We start from the raw sequence: 18,695 nt of genomic DNA, 5'->3' as shown, positions 1-18,695 counted from the left end.
AAAGGCAGAGAGATGAGAGCGCGCAACGGATTCGCGGTTCTCGCGGTCGCGGCCACCATGGCCGCCTCCGCCGCCTGTACCGCGACGGGATCCAACGGCGACAACGGCGACGTCACGCTGTCGGTCTGGTCGTGGCGGCCCGAGGACGCGGCCGTCTACAAGCAGATCTTCGCCAAGTTCCAGGAGTCGCACCCGCACATCAAGGTTGACTTCAAGCCGTACAAGGCAACCGAGTACAACACCATCCTTTCCACCGGCCTGACCCAGGCCGGCGGCCCCGACGTCGCACAATTGCGGGCGTACGGCGGGGTGCAGCCCCTCATCGACGCGGGCGAGCTCGTGCCGTTGGAGGGCAAGGTGGCCGGCCTGACCAACTTCGAGACCGGGGCGCTGGACGGCATCCGCGGCAAGAAGGACGGCAAGGTCTACGGCGTACCGCTGGAGATGTCGACGTTCCAGGTCTACTACAACCAGGACATCTTCACGAAGAACCAGCTCCAGCCGCCGGCCACCTGGGACCAGATGATCGCGGACGCGAAGAAGCTGCAGGCCGCCGGCATCACGCCGTTCGCCGTGTCCGGCAAGGACACCTGGCTGCTGCCGCTGTACAACGACACGTTCGCGGCCACCCGGTACGGCGGGCCGGACTTCGAGAAGAAGGTCCTCGCCGGGCAGGCGAAGTTCACCGACCCCGAGTACGTCGCCTCGCTCGACGTGCTCAACCAGCTCAAGCCGTACTTCCCGAAGGACATGATGGGCCTCGGGGAGACCGACGTGCAGACGCTGTTCGCCACCGGCAAGGCCGCGATGATCCCGGAGGGATCGTTCGCGCTCGCCCCGATGAAGGCCATCAACCCGGAGCTCAAGCTGGGCGTCTTCAACCCGCCGCCACCGCCCGGCGCAGTGGTCGCGAAGCCGCTGCAGGTCGGCTGGGTGGACGCCTCGTACGGGCTGAACGCGAAGTCGGACCATCAGAAGGAGGCGCTCGAGCTGCTGCAGTGGATGACCACCACCGAGTTCGGGCAGCAGGTGGCCGACAACCTCAAGCAGGTCTCGCTGGTCAAGGGCGTGCAGTCGAGCGACCCGCTGCTCGGCCAGATGGTCAGCGCGTACCGCACCGACCCGACGCCGTACCTGATGCTCGTCGACTTCCGCTACGGCACGCCGCTCGGCAGCGACCTGCAGGCGACCGGCCTGCAGAAGATGCTGCTCGGCCAGCAGACCGCGGCGCAGGTGGCCGGCGACATCCAGACCGGCGTCTCCCAGTGGTTCAAACCGTGAGGTGGCGGGTCGCCTTCTGGTTTCTGCTGCCGGCGTTCCTGCTCTACACCGTGTTCACCGTCTACCCGCTGCTGTCGGCGCTGACCGACAGCCTCTGGCAATGGGAGGGCACGGCCCGGGGCGGGTTCGCCGGCGCCGGCAACTTCACCAGCCTTTTCACGACGTTCCCGCTCAACCGGCAGCTAGGGCCGGCGTTCTGGCACACGATGGCGTTCTTCGCCGGGACGATGCTGGTGCAGAACACGTTCGGCCTGCTGGTCGCCGTCCTGCTCGTCGAGCTGCCGGTCGCCCGCCGGTTCCTGCGGACGGTCTACACCGTGCCGTACCTGATCGGCGGGCTGGTCGTCGGGTACCTGTGGAGCCTGCTGCTGAGCCCGACCTTCGGCCCGCTCAACGCCGGGCTCGACGCGGTGGGGCTCGGCTCGCTGGCCCGGCCCTGGCTCGGCGACCCGGCGACCGCGCTGCCGGTGGTGATCCTGGTCAACGCGTGGCAGTACATCGGCTTCCCGGTGCTGCTGTTCGGGGCGGCGCTGGCTGGGTTGCCGCCGGAGTACGGCGAGGCCGCGCGGGTGGACGGCGCGAACGCGGGGCAGCGGTTCTTCCGGGTCACGCTGCCGCTGATGCTGCCGGCCATCGGCGTGGTCTCGATCCTCACCTTCATCGGCTCGATGAACACGTTCGAGCTCGTCTACTCGCTCGAGGGCGCCCAGGGCAACCAGCCGACGGGGCCGGGCGGCGCCACCGACGTGCTCGGGCTGATCTTCTACCGGGTGGCGTTCCAGGAGGGCGGTACCAATGCGATTGGTCAGTCCTCGGCACTGGCGGCGCTGTTGTTCCTTTTTACCTTCGGCATCGCCGTGGTCGCGAACCGCGTGGTCCGGCGGCGTGAGGCCTCCCTGACATGAGGGGATGGCGCGTCGCCGGATACCTGCTGCTGTGGAGCTACGCCGCGGTCGCCGTGGCGCCGCTGATCGTAATGGTGATCGACTCGTTGCGCCCGAACACCGAGGTGCTGTCGCGCCCGCTGGCCCTGCCCACCACAGTGGACTTCTCCAGCTACGCGACGGCCTGGACCCAGGCCTCGTTCTCCACGTACGTGCGCAACTCGGTGCTGGTGACGGTGGGGGCGGTGGCGCTGGACGTGGCTGTCTCGCTGCCGGCCTCGTACGTGCTGGGCCGTTTTCGCTTCCGGGGCAGCGGGGTGCTCATCGCGTACTTCCTGGCGGGTTTGATGTTGCCGATCCGGCTCGGCATCCTGCCGATCTTCTACCTGCTCGGAAGCATGAACCTGGTCGACTCGCGGCTCGGGCTGGTTCTCGTGTACGCGGCGAGCGGCATCCCGTTCTCGGTCTTCATCATGTCGGCGTTCTTCCGGGGGCTGCCGCGCGAGCTCGAGGAGGCGGCCCGCATCGACGGCGCGGGGGAGTTCCGGGTCTTCGCGCGGGTGATGGCGCCGCTGGTGAAGCCGGCCATCGCCACGGTCGTGGTGTTCCGCTTCGTGCCACTGTGGAACGACTTCTTCTTCCCGCTCGTGCTGTTGCGCACCACCGACCGGTACACGCTGCCGGTCGGGCTCACCCAGTTCTTCGGTGAGTTCCAGACGAACTGGTCGGCGCTGTTCGCGGGCCTGGTCATCGCCACGGTCCCGCTGGTCGTGCTGTTCCTGGTGGCGACCAAGCAGATCGTCGAGGGGCTGACCGCGGGCATGGGGCGCTGAGCGGCGCTGAGCGTCAGCTGGTGCGGACCACCGCGACGCCGGTGAGCGTGCCGACGATGACGTCCGTGCCCTTCAGCGCCGGGGTCGAGAACCGGTTCGCATCACCGACTTCCACCTCGCCGAGGCTCTTGCCCGTGGCCGGGTCGAGGCCGTGCAGGACCCCGCCGCTCGTATCGAGCACCCAGACCCGGCCGCCGCCGATCACCGGGGAGCCGGTGATCGAGTCGTCGGCGTGCCAGACGACGTGCAGCTTGCCGGCGTCGTCGACCCGCACCGCGCGTACCCCGTCGGTGCAGGGCAGGAAGACGGTGTCGCCACTGACGGCGGAGCCGCCGAAGACCAGGCAGATGTCCTGCACGTCGACCTGGCCGCCGATGCCGCCCAGGTCGCCCTGGCGCAGCACGTAGACCGGGCCGGACTTGCCGCCGAGCACCGCCCATTTCGTGCCGATCAGCGCCACGCCCTGCGAGCCCAGGCCGACGTCGCCCTGGTTGTTCTCGGCCCAGTCGGAGGGGGCGAACGAGTCGACCAGCTTGGCCGACGAGTCCAGCTCGAGGACCGTGTTGGTGTGGTCGTAGTTGTCGCCGGGGAAGCCGGCCCCGTTCGCGGAGACCGCCAGCAGATGCCCGTCGGCCGTCACCGTCGGGCCGGCCGGGTTCCAGATGCCACCGCCGCGCTTGGTCGGAGGGCTGTAGTAGACGACGCCGTCACCGCCGTCCAGCGGCACCCCGACGACCCGGCCTTTGTAGTCGCCGCAGTCGCCGGCCTGGGCGCCGTACGGGATCCAGACCTTGCCGCCGGTGACCGCCAGGGCGCCGCGCTGCTGCATGTCGCGAGCGCTCACGCCGGGGAGGTCGACGCTCTTGCTCCAGGCGACCTCCCCGGTCGCCGGGTCGAGAGCGTAGAGCTCGTGCCGTACGGCGCCGCCGTGCTCGGCCACCACGTAGACCTTGCCCGTGGACGCCTCGTAGATCGGCGTGCCGGTGATGCCCAGCGGGTTGATGTTCCCGCACTGGCGTTCCTCGGCCGGGGAGGGCGTGCCGAGGCTGCGCTTCCAGACCTGGGCGTACGAGCCGTCGAAGGCGTAGACGGAGTCGTTCTCCGTGGCGACGATGGTCAGGCCGTTGACGACGAGGGGAGAGGCGTAGACGGCGCCGTCCAGCTTCAGGTTCTGGATGCGGCGCGGCGCGCCGGAGGCGGCGGGCATCGTCGTCGAGACGCCGGCGTGGTCGGGGGTGCCGTGGTACATCGGCCACTCGGCCGCGCCGGAGCTGGCGCCCGGGCTCGCACTGGCGACGCCGGGAGCGCTCGCCGGGGGCGCGACCGCCGAACCTCCGCCTCCGCCGGAGCTGCAGCCGGCCAGGGTCAGGGCCAGGCCCGTGGAGGTGGCCAGGATCGCGGCCTTTGCGCGCATGCCGCCCAGTGTGCCACCGTCCCGCTCTCTCCCTCCGAAGCCGGGCCGACCGGGGCAGGGGGCGCGGCTAGGGTGGATGGCATGGGTTCCGAGAGGGGCGTCAGGGCCGTTGGGCTGGTTCTGCATCCGACGAAGCTGGTGGACCGGTCCGTCGAGACCCTGCTGGCCTTCGGCCGCGAGCAGGAGATCCGGGTGCTGGCCCGCGACAGCGACCGCGAGCGGGTGCCGGCCGGCGTCGAGATCGTTACCGAGCCGGAATTCGTGGCCTCGGTCGACGGGGTCGTCGCGCTCGGCGGCGACGGCACGATGCTCGGCGCTCTGCGGCTCATGGTGGGGCGGCCGGCCCCGGTGCTCGGCGTCAACCACGGCCACCTCGGGTTCCTGGTCGAGGTCACCCCGGCCGAGCTGCCGTCGGCGCTGAAGCGGCTGGCGGAGGGCGACTTCACGGTCGAGCCGCACGCCTGCCTTGAGGTCACCGGACTGTCCGCCAAGTACGGCTTCAACGACCTCGTGCTCGGCCGCGCCGCGCGGTCCGGCTCGATCTCGGTCGACCTGGCGGTCAACGGGCAGCGCTACGGCTACTACCGTGGCGACGCGGTCATCGTGGCCACGCCGACCGGCTCGACGGCGTACAACTACGCGGCCGGCGGTCCCGTGCTGTCGCCGTCGTCGCGGGCCCTGGTCATCACCCCGGTCGCGCCGATGTCGGGCATCGGCCGCCCGGTCGTGCTGGGCGCGGGCGATCGCGTGATGCTGTCGGTGGCCGCCGAGAGCGCGCCGATCGTCGTGGACGTGGACGGCGTGGCGGGCGGCGAGCTGCAGCCCGGCGACCGGCTGACCGCCATGTTGCGGCCGGGCGCCGCCCAGGTCGTGCGGTTCGCGGCCAGCGAGCACGCCAGCCGCAGCCGCATCAAGCTGAGCCTGCTCGACCTGCCGGTGCGCCGCGACCAACTGCTCGAGCTGATCCCGCCGGAGCTGCGCCGCCGCGCCGAGGCCGGCACCCTGCCGCAGCCGTAGATCGGCCGGGCGGCGAGGCCGGGCGGCCCGCCGAAACCGGGCGCCCGCCGAAAGCTGACGGGCGCTCGGCCGGCGGCGCGGTCCGTGGCGAGATCCGGCCGGCTCTCACCGGGCTCGGCGGCTCTCATTCGCCGACGGTCACGACCACCTTGCCGCGGAAGCCGCCCTTCTCGCCGAGCGCGTGCACCTCGGGCAGGTCGGGCAGCCGGTAGCGGGCGCTGATGTCGAGCCTCAGCGTGCCGGCCTCGACGCGGTGGACGATCTCGGTGAGCTGGGCGGCGTCGCTGCGTACACCCATCGGAACCACCCGGATGCCCGCGGCCCCGCCCGCTTCGACCGGGCCTACCGTCGAGACCAGCACGCCGCCCGGCCGGATCTGCTCGACCAGGGTGGACGCGTCGGCCCGGGCCAGGTGCAGGACGGCGTCGACCGGCTCGCCGACACGGATCGGGCCGGCCGTGTAGTCGATGACCTCCGAGGCGCCGTGCGCGCGGACCGCGTCGCGGCTGCGCGGGCCGGCTGTGGCGATCACATACGCCCCGGCCTGGGCCGCCAGCTGGATCGCGTACCCGCCGACCGCGCCCCCGCCGCCGTTGACCAGGACGCGCTGCCCCGGCCGGATGTCGGCGTGCTCGAAGACCGCCTGCCACGCGGTGAGCGCGCTCGACGGCAGCGCCGCCGTGTCGGCCAGCGGCACGTTGGTGGGCGCGGCGGCCAGCAGAGCCCGGTCGACGACGACGTATTCGGCACTGGCGCCGTCGGCGAGCATCGGCAGGAACGCGATCACCGCCTCACCGGTGCCCTCGACCGTGCCGGACAGGTCGATGCCCGGGGTGTGTGGCAGCGTCACCGGCATCGCCTCCCGCATGTATCCGGCCCGGATCGCGGCGTCGACCGGGTTGAACGTCGTGCCCGCGACCCGGACCAGCACCTGGCCGTCGGCGGCCGCCGGCCGGTCGGCGTCCTCGTACCGGAGGACGTCGTGCTCGCCGTACTCGTGGAACCGCACTGCCTTCATGACAAGACCTCCTGTAGGCTTGCTTCGAACTCGAAGCACACGAGCAAAGGTAGAACTGCTTCGAACTCGAAGCAATGGCTGACCCCGAGGAATTCGCGTGACTGAGCCCACACGTCTGCCGCCCGCGCAGCTGGCCGCCTATTTCGCGCTCACCGAGGTGAGCAGCCTGCTGCAGCACGCGGTCGAACAGCAGCTCAAGACCGACGGAGGGCTCACCACCCCGCAGTTCCAGATCCTCGCCCGGCTCAACGCGGCGGGCGGCCGCCTGCGCATGACCGACCTCGCCGACGGGCTGGTCTACAGCCGCAGCGGCCTCACCTACCAGGCCGCCCAGCTGGAGAAACGCGGCCTGGTCACGCGCACCCCGGGCGCCGACGACGAGCGCAGCGTCGAGGTCACCCTCACCCCGCCGGGCCGCGACCTCCTCGCCCACGTGATGGTGGGCCACGTCGAGGTCGTGGACGGCCTTATGATGTCGTCCCTCACCGAGGCCGACATCGCCGTGCTCACCGAGGTCCTGACCCGCGTCCGCGACCACATGCGCGCCGCCCCACCCCGATCCGCCGCCCCGCGCGCCCCGAAAAAGTCCGGAGGAATCTCATGATCATCGTGTCCGACCTGCTCGCGGCCAACCTGCACGAAGTGTTCGGCAACCGCGACGCCGCGACCCGCCGGGCGGCCATCGAGCGCACCTACACCGAGGACGTCGTCTTCACCGACCCCGAGGGCGTCGCCCACGGCCGCGACGCGCTCGAGGAGAAGGCCCGGCAGCTGCTCGAGAACGTCCCGCCCACCTTCGCCTTCACCGAGGAGGGGCGCCGCTACGCCGGCCCGGAGACGGGCGCTCTGGCCTGGTCCTTCGGCCCGTCCGGCGAGCCGGTGGCGCGGGGCATCGACATCATCACCGTCCGCGACGGCAAGATCGCCACCCTCGTGACCATCTTCGCGGCCTAGGGCTCTGCCCAGATTGCCGCCGCGCTTCCGGTGCCGATCCCCGCATACGTCCAGCGAGCGTTCAGCGGACTTCGAGAATCCGGAAGTACAAGGGAGTGGTGACCATTCCCGATCAGTACACCTACACGCCCTCCCCGGGTGGGTGGCCACCACCAGGGCAGTGGCAGCAGTACCCCCAGCAGCCCGAGCCGCCGCGCAAGCGGCACACCGGGCGGATCGTCGCGGCGGTCGGCGGCGGCATCGCTCTGCTCGCGCTCGTGGGCGCGGGCGGGTTCGCCGCGGGCTGGGCGCTGCGGCCGGTCGCGTCGACGCAGGCGCAACCCAGCGACAACGGCGGCTACTCCGCGCCGTATCTGCCTTTCAATCCCGGTGACGGCAGCACCGGCAACGGAAATGGCAACGGCAACGGCAACGGCCTTCCCGATCAGGGCAACGGCAGCACGGCCGGGGCCGGCGGGCCCAGCGACAGCACGATCTCGGCCGTCGCCGCGAAGGTCGACCCCGCGCTCGTGGACATCGACACCGTGCTCGGCGCGCAGAACGGCGCGGCGGCCGGCACCGGCATCGTGATCGGCTCGGACGGCATCGTGCTGACCAACAACCACGTCGTGGCCGGCGCCACCAGCATCACCGTCACCGACATCGGCAACCACAAGAGCTACCGCGCGGCCGTGGTCGGTTACGACCGCTCCGGCGACGTCGCGGTGCTGCGGCTCTCCGGCGCCTCCGGGCTGGCCACCGCGACCCTCTCCACGGCCACCGTCAAGGCCGGCCAGCAGGTCGTGGCGATCGGCAACGCGGGCGGCACCGGCGGGACGCCCAGCGCGGTCGGCGGCGTGGTCACGGCGCTCGATCAGTCGATCACCGCGCAGGACGAGGGGACCGGCTCGTCGGAGAAGCTCACCGGGCTCATCGAGGTGAACGCCGGCATCCTCGCCGGCGACTCGGGCGGCCCGCTGCTGACCACCGGCGGCGAGGTCATCGGCGTGGACACCGCGGCGTCGGCCGGCTTCCAGTACCAGGCGGCGGGCGGCGACGGCTTCGCGATCCCGATCGCCCACGCGACGACGATCGCCGACCAGATCCGGGCCGGCAAGTCGTCGAGCACCGTGCACATCGGCGAAACCGCGTACCTGGGCATCGAGACCTCCGGCAGCGCAAGCGGCCAAGGCTTCACCGGCCAGTCCGGCCCGGTCGTCCTCGGCGTCGTCGAGGGCTCCCCGGCCGAGTCGGCGGGGCTCACCCGCGGCGACGCGATCACCGCGATCGGTGGCTCCTCGGTCGACTCGGCCACGGCGCTGACCACGGTGCTCGACCGCTACCACCCCGGCGACAAGGTGAAACTGGCCTGGACCGACGTCAACGGCCAGTCGCACTCGGCCACCGTCAAGCTGGCCACGGGCCCGGTCGGCTGAAAGCTGTCCCCCGAGCGAGCTACCGGCAGGTGTCCACCGCACGGTGACGATTTCGGACCGTCGTATCCATAGCGTTCGACGTGTCCGCGGCGCACGGCCGCGGGATTCTCCCGAAGGAGCCGTCATGCGCCTGGTGAAACAATTCGTCGTCGTCGCGGTGGTCGCCCTCGCCGGCAGTCTCGCCGTCGGAGCCGTGAACTGGAACGCGCCGCTCACGCTCATCCTTGGGCTCGCGACGGCGGTGCTCGCGCTCCGCGCGTACCGCTGGATCGTCGGACGCACCGAGAAGCGTGAGGTGACGGAGGTGGCGCTGAAAGGCGCCGCCGGCGCTCTCGGCCGGGGGACGCTGCTGGGGATCGGGCTGTTCGCGGCGGTCATCCTGAACATCGCGTTCCTCGGCGACTACCACGCCGGCCGGGGCTCGTTCGGCGGCGCGGTGGCGCTGTTCGGGTTCAGCGCGGCCGCCGCGGTCACCGAGGAGCTGATCTTCCGCGGGATCCTGTTCCGGATCGTCGAGGGACGGTTCGGCACGTGGCTCGCGCTGATTTTCACCTCTGTCCTGTTCGGACTGTCGCACCTGTTCAACCCGCACGCCACGCTGTGGGGCGCGATCGCCATCGCGATCGAGGCCGGCGGCATGCTGGCCGCCGCGTACGCCGCCACCCGCACCCTGTGGCTGCCGATCGGCCTGCACTTCGGCTGGAACCTTGCCGAGGGCGCCATCTTCGGCACCCAGGTCTCCGGCAGCGACACGCCCGTGGGCCTGCTGCACGGCACGGTCTCCGGCTCCAGCCTGATCGGCGGCGGCGAGTTCGGCCCGGAGGCGAGCCTCTACTCGGTGCTGGCCTGCACGATCGTGACGATCGTCTTCCTCGTGCTGGCCCGTCGCCGCGGCCACATCGTGCCCCGCCGCCGGCCCGCCGCCGCCACCCCGGCCGCTACGCTCGTCCCGTGATCGACCTCCGGCGTGTCCCGGATCGGTGGCGTCGGCTCGACGTCACGGTCCGGGATCTCCCGTTGGGGCTGGTGCTCGCGCTCGCGTCGGTGGTGCCGGGCCTGCGCGGCCACGGCACGCAGCTCGGCGATCTGCCGAACCGCCCGTGGGACGCGCTCACCGCCCTGGTGATCGCCCTCGAGTGCCTGCCCCTGGCCGTGCGCCGTCGCCGGCCCGCCGTCTGTCTCGCGCTGGTGTCGCTCGGCTTCGCCATCGACCAGCTTCGCGGGTACCACACCGCCGCCGGGGCCGCGCTGCCGATCGCCCTGCTCAGCGCGGGCGCCCACCTCGAGCATCACCGCCGCACCACGATGGTCACCGCCACCATCGCGTACGGGGTGCTGGCCGTCGCTCTCGACCGGGACGGCTCCACCGAGGGCGTGACCGGCTTCGTCACCTTCTACCTGATCCTCGCCATCGCCTGGGGCATCGGGGCCTGGCTGCGGACCACGCGGTTCGCCGAGGCGGAACACCGCCGCCACGTCGCCGAGGCCACCCGCACGGCCGAGCGCACGCGGATCGCCCGCGAGCTGCACGACGTCGTCACCCACCACGTGACGGCGATGGTGGTGCAGGCCGAGGCGGCGCGCTACCTGACAGCCGCCCCCGAACGCCTCGACGAGACACTGACGGCGGTCACCGACACCGGCCGCCGGGCCATCGCCGACCTCCGGCATCTGCTCGACCTCCTCAAACCAGAGCACGACACCGAGCCGCGTACGCCGTCGGTGGGCGAACTGGGCGACCTCGTGGAGCACACCCGCCGGGCCGGTCAGCCGGTGGAGTTCACCGAGGAGGGCAGCGCGCCCGCCGCGGCCGGAAGCGCCGAGGTCGCGGCCTACCGGGTCGTGCAAGAAGCGCTGACCAACGCCCTGAAATACGCCCACGGCAGTCAGACGGAGGTACGCGTGCGGCACGGCGCGAACGAGATCACGGTCGAGGTCAGCACCGACGGCTCCGGCTCGAGCGCGGCCTCGCCCGGCGGCAGCGGCCGCGGACTGGCCGGCCTGCGCGAACGGGTCGGCGTGCTGGGCGGCGAGTTCAGCGCGGGTGGCCGGCCCGGCGGCGGCTTCCTCGTGCGTGCCCGCATCCCCGCCGTTCCGTCCGGGGGCGGCCGGTGACCGGGACGGTCCGCGTGCTGGTCTGCGACGACCAGGCGCTGATCCGCACCGGCTTCGCGACCATCATCGACGCCCAGCCCGACCTCGAGGTGGTCGGCGAGTGCGGCGACGGCCGGGCGGCGGTCGAGCTGGCCACCCGGCTGCGCCCCGACGTCGTGGTGATGGACGTACGCATGCCTGTGCTGGACGGCATCGAGGCCACCCGCCTGCTGGCCGGCGCCGGCGTCACCGACCCGGTCAAGGTCCTCGTCGTGACCACGTTCAACCTGGACGAGTACGTCTACGAGGCACTGCGCGCCGGCGCCAGCGGCTTCCTGCTCAAGGACGCCCCGCCCGCCCAGCTCCTCAACGGCATCCGCACGGTCGCCACCGGCGCCGCCCTGCTCGCCCCCGAGGTGACCCGCCAGCTCGTCGGCCGCTACGCCGCTCGCATCCGCCCGGCCGGCGGTGGCGCCCCGGACGACATCCCGCTGACGCCGCGCGAGCTCGAGGTCCTGCGCCTGATCGCCGACGGCCGCTCCAACAGCGAGATAGCCGCGCACCTGGTGATCAGCCATGAGACCGTCAAGACGTACGTCTCAAGGATCTTGACGAAGTTGGACCTCCGCGACCGGGTCCAGGCCGTTGTCTATGCGTACCGCCGAGGCCTCGTGGTCTGAAGCGGACCACTGCGCGGGCATCGAAGTGGACCTTTCTCCGGGCACGGCCGGAACCTAGCGTGGAGCCCATGCCGATTGGATATGCCATCACCGTCGCGCTCATCGCGTTCTGCACCGCGGTGGCGGTGATCGGGCCGCGGCCGCCGCATACGACGCCGTCCTTCTGGGGCTTCTGGGTGACGTTCCAGATCAACGAGGTGCCGTTCGTGGCGCTGTACGTGCTGGCGGCGAGCAGCCTGCTCGCGTTCTCGCAGGGGGATCTCGCCTCGCCGGGCGGGATCGAGATCTTCGGGTTCGCGGTGCTCACCGTCGTGGGGCTCGTGGTTCTGGTTCAGCGTGCCGTGCTGGCCGGGCCGGCGGTGCGACGGGCGTTCGCCGAGGGCGCAGGGATCGAGCTGACGCTTCGGCCGCGGCCGTGGGCGCACATCCTGCTCGCGCCGTTCGGGTACCGGCGGCGGGAGGTCGCGCGGATCCGGAACATCTCGTACGGCGACGCCGGCAAGCACAACCTGCTCGACGTCTACCACCAGCGGGACCGCCCGGCCGGAGGGCCGATCCTGGTTTTCTTCCACGGCGGTGGCTTCCGGATCGGCAGCAAGAACCGGGAGGCGCGAGCCATGCTCAACCGGCTCGCCGCCCAGGGCTGGATGTGCGTCAACGCCAACTACCGGCTCGCGCCGGCCCAATACCCGGACCATCACGTCGACGCCAAGAAGGTGGTCGCGTGGGCGCGCTCGCACGCGGCCGAGTACGGCGGTGACCCCCGTACGATCGTCGTCTCCGGAAGCTCGGCCGGCGGTCACCTGGCCACGATGATCGCGCTGACCCCGAACGACCCCGTCTTCCAGCCAGGGTTCGAGGACGAGGACACGTCGGTCGCGGCGGCGATCGGCTTCGGCGGGTACTACGGGCGCCTCGACGGGCCGGGCTCGTCGCCGCTCGACCGGCTCGGCGACGCGCCGCCGATCCTCATCGTGCACGGCACCAACGACAGCTCGGTCCTGGTCGAGGACGCCCGCGAACTTGTCGGCGGGCTGCGCGCGGCCAGCGCCCAGCCCGTCCTCTACGCCGAGCTGCCGGGCGGCCAGCATGGCTTCGACCTGTACTTCTCGCTCCGCTACACGTACGTCATCGACGCGGTCGCCGCGTTCGGCTCGTGGGTCAGCACCCGCGGCGGAACTCTTTGAGGCGGCGGCCTACGACTGGGCCTGGTGCCCGGTGGTGATGGCGGCCGCGCTGGCCGCGGCGGTCGGATCGCTGGTGTAGAGGCAGCCTCCCGACGTGCCCAGCGCCTTCAGCCCGTTCAGATCTCCCGCTCCCCAGACCGCCGCCTTGTGGGCCATCATCGGGTACATGATCTCGGCCTGGTCCTTGATCTTGGGGTGATCGAGGCCCACGGCATGGCCGATCTCGTGCATCAGGAGTTGTCCGCGCGTGCCCTGCCACCCCGTGTCGTTGCCGGGCCCGAAGCCGCCCGGGAGCTTCATCGAGGCGTTCAGCACCACCTGGCCCCTGGTGAACATGTAGGCCGGGACGCCCTTCTTCGTGTACGCGCTGGTCCAGTAGCCGCCGCCCATTCCGGCGAGACCGGAGACGTTGGGCAGCATGGTGCTCTGCTTGCCGGGGTTGACCCAGGCCACGATCAGGTCGGTGCCGATCGGGTAGGTCCCGGGGTAGTCCTTCGCCGCCTCCGGAACGACCTTCGTGGTGCCCTGGTACGTGAAGCGCAGCCCGGTGGCCTGGGCGATGCGGGCGATCGCGCCCTTGACGTCCGCCAGCGCCCCACTGGCCGAGCGGTCCAGGTTGACCCGGTACCGGATCGGCTTGCACGGGTTCCAGCGGGCGATCGGCACCGGGTCGCCCGACGAGCGGCTGAGGAACGCGTACGCCTTCGGGTTGCCCTTCGCGGCCGCGCCGGCCGGGGCGGTGGCCGGGGCGAGGACCAGCGCCGCCGCGAGCACGGCCGGCACGATCCGGCGCCGCATGGTGTCTCTGATCGCCATGCGCGGCCCTATCGCCGGGCTACGGGGCGACCTTTAGCTGAGTGTGGGTTGCGGCTTGGTTGCGTACACCATCGTCATGGTCTGATTCGTAGACTCCCGCCTATGGGTGACGTGTCCGAGGACGGCGCCGAGGCGTACCGGATGCTTCCGAACCAGGAGCCACCGGCCGGGTGGCCGAGGCCACGGCCCACCGTCACGCGAATCGTGTCGCTGGCGGGGTTCGCCCTGCTCACCGTGATCGCCGCGGCGGTCCTGGTTTCCGCGGTCACCACCGGCGACGTCGCGCGGTCGGTGGTCTTAGCGTTTGTCACGCTGATGTTCGGCCACCTGGTTGGCCTGATCGTCAGCATGTTGCGCCGGCCCGCGCCCGCCGCCGGCCCGCCCGCCGCCGGGGTCACCGACCAGGGGGAGCGAGGGCTCGCGTTCCGGTACTCCCGGTGGGCGTACTACTGGCTCGGCGCGGTGCTGGTGACCGTGGTGCTCAGCCTGGCCGGGTTCGCGGTGGTCCTCGCCGTGGCCGGGTCGGTGGGCGGCGGGGTGTTCGCGGTCGTCTTCGTGGCCGGCGCGGTGTTCCTCGCCCGGTTCCTGCTGGTCATGCTGCGGCTGGCGCCCGGGGTTGTCGTGGTGACGCCGACCGGCATCTACCACCGCGGGCTGGCGCACGAGCATTTCGTGCCGTGGGAGGGGGTCGTCGAGGTGGTGGCGCGGCCGGGTCCGACCCCGTGGATCACCGTGCGGGCCGTGCCCGCCGACGGCGCCCGGCAGCGCCGGCACACCGGGCGGATCGGCGCCGGCGCCCAGTTCCTGCCCTTCATGGTCATCCGTACGTCGTGGCTCGGCGCCAACGCGGTGCCGGCCTACGAGGCGCTGACGTACTACTTCGCCAACCCCGGCGAGCGCCCGCGACTCGCTTGACGGTCGATAAATGCGTTGTCCGTTTCCGCGGCGGTATTTACCTTGGGAGTCACCACCGATCACCACGGTCAAGGAGCATGGAGTGATGCGACAGTCCTCGATTTCTCCGCAGCGGCGCTCGCCGCGCGGTGAGGCTGCCGTGTCCTGTTCCGGCCGGCCCTATGTCAGCGGTTACTACCGGGAACGGTGGCGCAGCTAGCCAATGCTGCCAGGCTCACGCCGCCGTCCCCCGTACGGGATCGGCGGCTTTTTTGTTTGTCCTTTGAGAATTCCATATGTACATGCGGTTGTAGCTCAGATGGTAGAGCGCCACCTCGCCATGGTGGAGGTCACCGGTTCGATCCCGGTCAGCCGCTCTCGCGCGCGTCGTGGACGGCGGCACGTCCGGCGGTCCGTAAAACCGTTGCCATCGTGGCTTACCTGGGTCGGCACCAGGGACGCGCACCAAGCCCCCGTAGCTCAGCGGAGAGAGCGCGGCGTTCCGAGCGCCGAGGCCGCTGGTTCGAGTCCAGCCGGGGGCACCACGGTCGTATGCCCGAGTGGCCAAGGGATCCGCCTGCAAAGCGGAACACGCCGGTTCGATTCCGGCTACGACCTCGAACCGCGACAAACACGAGCGGCGTACACCGAAATGGTGTACGCCGCTCTTTCGTGCGTTACCTCGGGCCGCGGTTGAACGTCGAGGTCGACCAGAAGTAGCCGAGGACGGTCAGGCCCAGGCACCAGGCGACCGCGAGCCATCCGTTGTGGCCGATCTCGCTGCCGAGCAGCAGGCCGCGCAGGGTTTCGATGGCGGGAGTGAACGGCTGGTACTCGGCGATCGGCTGGAACCAGCCGGGCATCGCGTCGACCGGGACGAACGCGCTGGACAGCAACGGCAGCAGGATCAGCGGCATCGCGTTGTTGCTGGCCGCCTCGGCGTTCGGGCTGACCAGGCCCATGCCGACCGCGATCCAGGTCAGCGCCAGGGCGAACAGCACCAGCAGCCCGAACGCCCCCAGCCAGTCGAGGGCGGTGGCGTCCGTGGAGCGGAAGCCGATGGCCACGGCGACGGCGCCGACGAGGACCACGCTCAGCACCGACTGCAGCACGCTGCCGACGACGTGGCCGATGAGCACCGAACCGCGGTGGATCGCCATCGTGCGGAAGCGGGCGATGATGCCCTCGGTCATGTCGTTGGAGACGGAGACCGCGGTGCCGATCACGGTGCTGCCGATGGTCATCAGCAGCAGGCCCGGTACGAGGTAGGCGATGTACTTCGCCCGGTCCGGAACCCCGCCGCCGATGCCCGCGCTCAATGTGTCGCCGAAGATGTACACGAAGAGCAGCAACAGCATGATCGGGGTGAGCAGCAGGTTCAGAGTCAGCGAGGGATAGCGGCGCGCGTGCAGCAGGTTGCGGCGCAGCATCGTGGACGAGTCGCGGGCGGCGAGGGCGAAGGTGCTCATCGGACGGCCTCCTTGGGCTGGTGGGGGACGCGTGCGCCGCCGGTCAGGGCGAAGAACACGTCGTCGAGGTCGGGGGTGTGCACGGTGAGGCTGTCGGCCTCGATGCCGGCGGCGTTCAACCGCTGGATGATCTCGCCGAGTTCGCGCTGCGTGCCGTCGGTGGGGACCTGCAGCGACAGCGCCGGGTCGTCGCGCACGACATCGCGCAGCGTGACGGCCGTCCGCTCGTACGCCATCGGGTCGTCGAAGCGAAGCCGGACGTGCCCGCCCGGGACCTGCCGCTTGAGCTCCTCGGCCGTTCCCTCGGCGACGATCCTGCCGTCGTTGAGCACGGCGATCCGGTCGGCGAGCTCGTCCGCCTCGTCCAGGTACTGCGTGGTGAGGAAGACGGTGACGCCGTCGGCGACGAGCTCGCGGATGATCTGCCACATGTTGTGCCGGCTGCGCGGGTCGAGACCCGTGGTCGGCTCGTCGAGGAAGATGATCCGCGGGCTGCCGACCAGGGTCATCGCGATGTCGAGGCGGCGCTTCATGCCGCCGGAGTAGGTGGACGCGGGCTTCTTCGCCGCCTCGACCAGGTCGAAGCGCTCCAGCAGTCCGGCCGCGATGCGACGGCCCTCACCGCGGGAGAGATGGTGCAGGTCCGCCATGAGAAGCATGTTCTCCTCGCCGGTGATCAGGCCGTCGACCGCGGAGAACTGGCCGGTCACGCCGATCGCGGCGCGCACCGCCTGCGGGTCGGTGGCCAGGTCGTGGCCGCCGACGCTGATGCTGCCGGAGGCCGGGTCGGCCGCGATGAGGGTGGAGAGGATCTGGACGGCGGTGGTCTTGCCGGCGCCGTTCGGGCCGAGCAGGGAGAAGATCGTCCCCTCGGGCACGGCCAGATCGACGCCGTCGAGCACGACCTTCTCGCCGTACGACTTGCGTAGCTGGTTCGCCGCGATGGCCAGGTTGGTCATGGTGAGTGTTCTCCTTCAGAGGCTGCGGGCGGTGATGTCGCCCATGGAGGTGGTGGCGCGGATGTCGAGCTCGGCGGTGCCGTCGTTCTTGAGGGCGTTGCTGATCCGGCCGAGGCCGGTGCCGGCGTCGAGAGCGGCCGAGACACCCGCGGCGGCGGTGACCGAGATGTCGCCGGACTGGGTGCTCAGCACGACCGTCCCGCCGACGGCCTCGGCGATCCGGATGTCGCCTCGCGTGGTGCTGATCTGCGCGGGGCCGCCGAGCCGGCCGACCTCGACATCGCCGTCGACCGCGGTCAGTCGTACGCTCGCGGCCTCGTCGATTTTGATTTGCTGGTACGCGCCGTCGAAGACGACCTCGCCGAGGCGGCCGACACCACGCAGCTCGGCGGCGGCGGCCTTGCCCTCGAGGCGGGAGCCGGCGGGCAGCTGGACGGTGACCTGCAGGGATCCCTTCGGCCCGATGAGCTGGTTGGCCGGCTCGGGGGTGCTGATCCGCAGGACGCCGTCGGCGTACTCGACGGTGGTCTGCTCGGCCAGCCTGACGTCGCGGCCCTTGGCGGCGTCCGTGGGCAGGACCTCGACGGTGGTGTCGGCCCGCTCCGCGGCGATGACCTGGATGCGCCCGGCCGGGATGGCCAGGACGGCGGAGATGGCGGCGGGGGTGTCGAACTTCTGCATCGTGCTCTCCTTGCACTCGTTGTTTCCGATGAGAGAAACGCTAAGTTGCGTTCACGAATTCCGCAACACCCTTGTTGCTCGCTCGCGATGTCTTAGCAGGTAAATGGGCCGAAGTTGTTGCAATGGCGATGAATCTAATGCAACGTTGGTGGCTCGTTTGTTGCAATGGTTGTGGAGTGAACGCCACCGGCGGCTCCGGGGGGAGACGCTGGGGGCGACGCGCTCGACCAGCGCGCCGGCGGCAAGAAGCCATGTTTTTCGGATGTTCATGACAAACCTCTCGGGCTACGGCGGGGGGAACTCGTAGAGGTGAGTTCGCCGCAGGAGCTGGAAGCCGAGGTGCTCGCGCACCGGGTCGCTTCCGGCGGTGATGGTCTCGATCTCATCGACGTACGGGTGGATCTCGCGCAGGCGCTGAACGAGGGCGGCGTTGACCCAGAGGCCCAGCCGCCGCCCGCGATGACCGGGAAGCACGGCCGGTCCGTACTGGCGGGCGCGCGCCCGGGCGTCCGCCTTGGTGATGCCGCCCTGCGTGGACAGCGCGCCGACGACCGCGACGGCATAGGCCGCCAGGCCGCCGTCCGTGTCCGCGGCGGTCAACAGGGTGTTGCCGGGGCGGCTCGAGCTCCGCAGCAGCTCCTCGACGCGCGGCGCGCGAGGGAGGTCGCCGGTCCAGTGGGTCAGGCGATAGCCGGGATGCTCGGCGTCGACCAGCTCACCGAGCCAGGCCTGATGGACACCGCAGTACGTGAGCAGGTCGTGCCGGAGGGAGCGGGTGTGCCGGAAGCCGTGCCGTCGGCAGAACGCCTCGCCCGGCGAGCCCGCGGCCACGTCCGCGACCAGGCGTGGTTCGACGGTCTCCGCTCGGACGGCGGCCAGGAGCCGGGAGCCGATCCCGCGCCGCCGCCATTCCGGCTCGACGTGCAGGCTCAGCTCGGGTACGCCCGGAATCACGGCCGGCACTGGCCAGAGGGCAGCCACCCCGGCCACGGTCCCGTTCGGTGCCACCGCCTCCCACCGCGATGCCGCCGGCACTATGTCGATCGATGGTTCGCTCACGGGCACCACGATCGCCTCGGCCGCCGGTGCCGAACAACGC

19 protein-coding genes and 3 tRNA genes are annotated in these 18,695 nt (G+C 71.1%); 15 read left to right on the top strand and 7 right to left on the bottom strand.

Annotated features, from left to right (window positions below; all coding sequences use genetic code 11):
* Window positions 1-12: 12 nt before the first annotated feature.
* The 3 genes from A3CQ_RS0102280 to A3CQ_RS0102270 are packed head-to-tail and all read left to right on the top strand — an operon-like array spanning window position 13 to window position 2,998.
* Entirely contained in the window at window positions 13-1,281 is a 1,269-nt protein-coding gene (locus A3CQ_RS0102280) for an ABC transporter substrate-binding protein (protein ID WP_020509290.1), read from the top strand.
* Window positions 1,278-2,186 (top strand): carbohydrate ABC transporter permease, encoded by a 909-nt coding sequence (locus A3CQ_RS0102275; protein WP_020509289.1) that lies wholly within the window; start codon window positions 1,278-1,280, stop codon window positions 2,184-2,186. Before A3CQ_RS0102280 ends, A3CQ_RS0102275 begins: the two co-directional genes overlap by 4 nt.
* Window positions 2,183-2,998 (top strand): carbohydrate ABC transporter permease, encoded by an 816-nt coding sequence (locus A3CQ_RS0102270; RefSeq protein ID WP_020509288.1) that lies wholly within the window; start codon window positions 2,183-2,185, stop codon window positions 2,996-2,998. The genes A3CQ_RS0102275 and A3CQ_RS0102270 overlap by 4 nt, the downstream gene beginning before the upstream one ends.
* A 13-nt stretch (window positions 2,999-3,011) precedes the next feature.
* On the opposite strand, the gene A3CQ_RS0102265 is transcribed toward A3CQ_RS0102270, so the two are convergent.
* Window positions 3,012-4,412: an outer membrane protein assembly factor BamB family protein gene (locus A3CQ_RS0102265; RefSeq protein ID WP_020509287.1), complete on the bottom strand. Its 1,401-nt coding sequence runs from the start codon at window positions 4,410-4,412 to the stop codon at window positions 3,012-3,014.
* An 81-nt stretch (window positions 4,413-4,493) separates the two neighbouring features.
* Between A3CQ_RS0102265 and A3CQ_RS0102260 the strand changes: the two genes are divergently transcribed.
* A complete protein-coding gene (locus A3CQ_RS0102260; RefSeq protein WP_020509286.1) occupies window positions 4,494-5,429 on the top strand; it encodes an NAD(+)/NADH kinase in 936 nt (311 codons plus the stop codon).
* A 124-nt stretch (window positions 5,430-5,553) separates the two neighbouring features.
* Here the strand turns inward: A3CQ_RS0102260 and A3CQ_RS0102255 are convergent, their stop codons facing one another.
* Window positions 5,554-6,447, bottom strand: a complete 894-nt coding sequence (locus A3CQ_RS0102255) for an NADP-dependent oxidoreductase (RefSeq protein WP_026205201.1) — start codon at window positions 6,445-6,447, stop codon at window positions 5,554-5,556.
* Window positions 6,448-6,544: 97 nt separating this feature from the next.
* Here A3CQ_RS0102255 and A3CQ_RS0102250 point away from each other — a divergent pair, with 97 nt between their 5' ends.
* The 7 genes from A3CQ_RS0102250 (at window position 6,545) to A3CQ_RS0102220 (ending at window position 12,777) form a co-directional block, all read left to right on the top strand.
* Window positions 6,545-7,051, top strand: coding sequence for a MarR family winged helix-turn-helix transcriptional regulator (locus A3CQ_RS0102250; protein ID WP_020509284.1), 507 nt, complete (start codon window positions 6,545-6,547; stop codon window positions 7,049-7,051).
* The gene (locus tag A3CQ_RS0102245; protein WP_020509283.1) at window positions 7,048-7,401 is read left to right on the top strand and encodes a nuclear transport factor 2 family protein; all 354 of its coding nucleotides are present in this window, start codon (window positions 7,048-7,050) and stop codon (window positions 7,399-7,401) included. The genes A3CQ_RS0102250 and A3CQ_RS0102245 overlap by 4 nt, the downstream gene beginning before the upstream one ends.
* Window positions 7,402-7,499: 98 nt before the next feature.
* The gene (locus tag A3CQ_RS51125; protein ID WP_245576971.1) at window positions 7,500-8,816 is read left to right on the top strand and encodes a S1C family serine protease; all 1,317 of its coding nucleotides are present in this window, start codon (window positions 7,500-7,502) and stop codon (window positions 8,814-8,816) included.
* Between the two features lie 124 nt (window positions 8,817-8,940).
* Window positions 8,941-9,771 (top strand): CPBP family intramembrane glutamic endopeptidase, encoded by an 831-nt coding sequence (locus A3CQ_RS0102235; RefSeq protein WP_020509282.1) that lies wholly within the window; start codon window positions 8,941-8,943, stop codon window positions 9,769-9,771.
* Window positions 9,768-10,931: a sensor histidine kinase gene (locus A3CQ_RS0102230; protein WP_020509281.1), complete on the top strand. Its 1,164-nt coding sequence runs from the start codon at window positions 9,768-9,770 to the stop codon at window positions 10,929-10,931. The genes A3CQ_RS0102235 and A3CQ_RS0102230 overlap by 4 nt, the downstream gene beginning before the upstream one ends.
* Window positions 10,928-11,590 (top strand): response regulator, encoded by a 663-nt coding sequence (locus A3CQ_RS0102225; RefSeq protein WP_026205200.1) that lies wholly within the window; start codon window positions 10,928-10,930, stop codon window positions 11,588-11,590. The genes A3CQ_RS0102230 and A3CQ_RS0102225 overlap by 4 nt, the downstream gene beginning before the upstream one ends.
* Window positions 11,591-11,658: 68 nt before the next feature.
* Entirely contained in the window at window positions 11,659-12,777 is a 1,119-nt protein-coding gene (locus A3CQ_RS0102220; protein ID WP_020509279.1) for an alpha/beta hydrolase, read from the top strand.
* A gap of 9 nt (window positions 12,778-12,786) precedes the next feature.
* On the opposite strand, the gene A3CQ_RS0102215 is transcribed toward A3CQ_RS0102220, so the two are convergent.
* Window positions 12,787-13,593, bottom strand: a complete 807-nt coding sequence (locus tag A3CQ_RS0102215; RefSeq protein WP_020509278.1) for a zinc metalloprotease — start codon at window positions 13,591-13,593, stop codon at window positions 12,787-12,789.
* 102 nt (window positions 13,594-13,695) lie between these two features.
* Here A3CQ_RS0102215 and A3CQ_RS0102210 point away from each other — a divergent pair, with 102 nt between their 5' ends.
* The 4 genes from A3CQ_RS0102210 to A3CQ_RS0102195 all read left to right on the top strand — a co-directional run bounded on the left by A3CQ_RS0102210 (window position 13,696) and on the right by A3CQ_RS0102195 (window position 15,105).
* On the top strand, window positions 13,696-14,508 hold the full coding sequence (locus A3CQ_RS0102210; protein ID WP_020509277.1) for a hypothetical protein: 813 nt from the start codon (window positions 13,696-13,698) through the stop codon (window positions 14,506-14,508).
* Window positions 14,509-14,791: 283 nt separating this feature from the next.
* A tRNA-Gly gene (locus A3CQ_RS0102205) sits at window positions 14,792-14,864 on the top strand.
* 92 nt (window positions 14,865-14,956) lie between these two features.
* Window positions 14,957-15,032: transfer RNA gene (locus A3CQ_RS0102200), tRNA-Arg, on the top strand.
* A gap of 1 nt (window position 15,033) precedes the next feature.
* Window positions 15,034-15,105, top strand: a tRNA-Cys gene (locus A3CQ_RS0102195).
* Window positions 15,106-15,164: 59 nt separating this feature from the next.
* Here A3CQ_RS0102195 and A3CQ_RS0102190 read toward each other — a convergent pair.
* From A3CQ_RS0102190 to A3CQ_RS0102175, 4 genes are all read right to left on the bottom strand, one after another.
* Entirely contained in the window at window positions 15,165-15,956 is a 792-nt protein-coding gene (locus A3CQ_RS0102190; RefSeq protein ID WP_020509276.1) for an ABC transporter permease, read from the bottom strand.
* A complete protein-coding gene (locus tag A3CQ_RS0102185; RefSeq protein ID WP_020509275.1) occupies window positions 15,953-16,915 on the bottom strand; it encodes a daunorubicin resistance protein DrrA family ABC transporter ATP-binding protein in 963 nt (320 codons plus the stop codon). The genes A3CQ_RS0102190 and A3CQ_RS0102185 overlap by 4 nt, the downstream gene beginning before the upstream one ends.
* 15 nt (window positions 16,916-16,930) lie before the next feature.
* Window positions 16,931-17,596: a DUF4097 family beta strand repeat-containing protein gene (locus tag A3CQ_RS0102180; protein WP_020509274.1), complete on the bottom strand. Its 666-nt coding sequence runs from the start codon at window positions 17,594-17,596 to the stop codon at window positions 16,931-16,933.
* Window positions 17,597-17,881: 285 nt separating this feature from the next.
* The gene (locus tag A3CQ_RS0102175; RefSeq protein ID WP_157295190.1) at window positions 17,882-18,655 is read right to left on the bottom strand and encodes a GNAT family N-acetyltransferase; all 774 of its coding nucleotides are present in this window, start codon (window positions 18,653-18,655) and stop codon (window positions 17,882-17,884) included.
* Between the last annotated feature and the right edge of the window lie 40 nt (window positions 18,656-18,695).

The sequence above is a fragment of the Paractinoplanes globisporus DSM 43857 genome (genome assembly GCF_000379645.1).
Classification (GTDB): Bacteria; Actinomycetota; Actinomycetes; order Mycobacteriales; family Micromonosporaceae; genus Actinoplanes; species Actinoplanes globisporus.
The sequence above is the reverse complement of the archived record's forward strand: the minus strand, read 5'-3'. Positions and strand labels throughout refer to the sequence as shown.

Coding starts and splice junctions, on each gene's coding strand:
- A3CQ_RS0102280 (WP_020509290.1), top strand. CDS start 13: ATGAGAGCGCGCAACGGATTCGCGGTTCTCGCGGTCGCGGCCACCATG.
- A3CQ_RS0102270 (WP_020509288.1), top strand. CDS start 2,183: ATGAGGGGATGGCGCGTCGCCGGATACCTGCTGCTGTGGAGCTACGCC.
- A3CQ_RS0102265 (WP_020509287.1), bottom strand. CDS start 4,412: ATGCGCGCAAAGGCCGCGATCCTGGCCACCTCCACGGGCCTGGCCCTG.
- A3CQ_RS0102260 (WP_020509286.1), top strand. CDS start 4,494: ATGGGTTCCGAGAGGGGCGTCAGGGCCGTTGGGCTGGTTCTGCATCCG.
- A3CQ_RS0102255 (WP_026205201.1), bottom strand. CDS start 6,447: ATGAAGGCAGTGCGGTTCCACGAGTACGGCGAGCACGACGTCCTCCGG.
- A3CQ_RS0102245 (WP_020509283.1), top strand. CDS start 7,048: ATGATCATCGTGTCCGACCTGCTCGCGGCCAACCTGCACGAAGTGTTC.
- A3CQ_RS0102235 (WP_020509282.1), top strand. CDS start 8,941: ATGCGCCTGGTGAAACAATTCGTCGTCGTCGCGGTGGTCGCCCTCGCC.
- A3CQ_RS0102220 (WP_020509279.1), top strand. CDS start 11,659: ATGCCGATTGGATATGCCATCACCGTCGCGCTCATCGCGTTCTGCACC.
- A3CQ_RS0102215 (WP_020509278.1), bottom strand. CDS start 13,593: ATGGCGATCAGAGACACCATGCGGCGCCGGATCGTGCCGGCCGTGCTC.
- A3CQ_RS0102210 (WP_020509277.1), top strand. CDS start 13,696: ATGGGTGACGTGTCCGAGGACGGCGCCGAGGCGTACCGGATGCTTCCG.
- A3CQ_RS0102190 (WP_020509276.1), bottom strand. CDS start 15,956: ATGAGCACCTTCGCCCTCGCCGCCCGCGACTCGTCCACGATGCTGCGC.
- A3CQ_RS0102185 (WP_020509275.1), bottom strand. CDS start 16,915: ATGACCAACCTGGCCATCGCGGCGAACCAGCTACGCAAGTCGTACGGC.
- A3CQ_RS0102180 (WP_020509274.1), bottom strand. CDS start 17,596: ATGCAGAAGTTCGACACCCCCGCCGCCATCTCCGCCGTCCTGGCCATC.